Source organism: Winogradskyella immobilis (assembly GCF_021887715.1).
GTDB classification, from domain to species: Bacteria; Bacteroidota; Bacteroidia; order Flavobacteriales; family Flavobacteriaceae; genus Winogradskyella; species Winogradskyella immobilis.
This window is the reverse complement of the sequence record NZ_JAIQXX010000050.1, coordinates 1-1407: the sequence shown is the minus strand read 5'-3', so window position 1 is coordinate 1407 and position 1407 is coordinate 1. Positions and strand designations below refer to the sequence as shown.

General features: G+C 36.0%; 2 protein-coding genes. Both read right to left on the bottom strand.

Annotation, left to right across the window (positions count from 1 at the left end):
* Positions 1-100: 100 nt before the first annotated feature.
* A complete protein-coding gene (locus K8Z87_RS13765) occupies positions 101-949 on the bottom strand; it encodes an IS3 family transposase (RefSeq protein ID WP_227478156.1) in 849 nt (282 codons plus the stop codon).
* Entirely contained in the window at positions 895-1353 is a 459-nt protein-coding gene (locus tag K8Z87_RS13760; RefSeq protein WP_227478155.1) for a helix-turn-helix domain-containing protein, read from the bottom strand. Before K8Z87_RS13760 ends, K8Z87_RS13765 begins: the two co-directional genes overlap by 55 nt.
* Between the last annotated feature and the right edge of the window lie 54 nt (positions 1354-1407).

Genomic DNA, 1407 nt, shown 5'->3' with positions numbered 1-1407 from the left:
ACTGAAATAGGTTGACTCTTTTTTGATTATTATTTCGACGTTCAAAAGATTTTTTTCAGCCGTTTAGAAGGCAAAAAAATAGTTTGAACTAGGTTTGATATTAAATTGTTAGTTCAGGTAAATTTACATTATTTTTTCGATAAGATTTGTATTTGATATTTGGATTGAGATGGACTTCGACAGGTTTTCTTAAGTTAAGGCTAAAATGAGTTCTTAGATTATTATAGATATAGACAGCTTGCTCGGTCATTTTTTGAGCTAGATGAGTGTTCTTAATGGTTTGTTTTAGTCCATATTCGTATTTAAGTGTTCTGTTGACTCTTTCTGCAACAGCGTTTTGGTAAGGGTCGTACTGTTCGGTCATGCTCATTGTTATATTGTTGTTTTCAGCAAAGCTTGTGTATTTGGGATTACAGTACTGGAACCCTCTGTCAGAATGGTGGATAAGCTTCTTATTGGGATATTTCCTGTTTTTAATGGCCATGGCGAGTGCATCTGTGCAAAGCGATGTTCTCATATGGTCAGCGAGTTTATAGCCCATAATCTGCTTAGAATAAGCATCTGTGACCAGGGCAAGGTAGTTGTGTCCGTTTTCTGTTTTAATGTATGTGATATCGCTTACCCAAAGCTGTTCTGGTCGATTAGGGACTTGGTCTTTTACGAGGTTCTTATATTTTTTGTACATATGGTTTGAGTTTGTAGTTGTGATGTAGTTTTTACGTTTGGGAATCAGTAAATTATTATGCCTCAAAAAGCGATAGAACTTGTCCCTTCCGATTTTAACGTCAGCGTCTATAAAGTCTTGTTTAAGTTCGCTGTACAGCTTTATTCCACCAGTTTTAGAGCCTACCTTTTTACGGTAGTCCTTGATCATTTTGGTTAATGTTTGATGGTCTATTTGTTGCTTTTGTTGGGTTTTGAGTCGTTTGTAGAAGGCTTGTTTAGATATCCCAAAGCACTGATAGAACCACTTTCTTTTAAACGGTTTTTCTTTTTTTGCTCTATCTCTTTTGCTAATGTTTTGGGCAAGGACTTTTTTGACATATCGACGCCTGTAATGAGTTCCATATCCGCAATGACGTCTTGCTGGAAGTCCTTTACGAACTCAAGTTCTTCTATACGCTCCTTTAGTTTTTTAATCTCGTCGTTTTTGCTCATGCCTTTGTTTTGTTGCACCAAGGTACTGTATTTTCTTAACCAATAGGTAATGGTGGTCCTTGGGACATCGTATTTTTTAGAAGCGTGGTTAGTGGATAGTTGACCGTTTAGAATTTGGTCAACAACCAAAAGCTTGGTCTCTAAAGTTGCTTTTTGGTAGCTTTTTTTTCGCCAGTGCTGTTTTTGTGGTTTCATAATTGACTATAATTAAATGATTAATTTTTAGTCAACCTATTTCAGGAAAGTTCA

Bases quoted from the DNA above. Each gene is read 5' to 3' on its own strand.
- K8Z87_RS13760 (WP_227478155.1), bottom strand. From the start codon at position 1,353: ATGAAACCACAAAAACAGCACTGGCGAAAAAAAAGCTACCAAAAAGCA.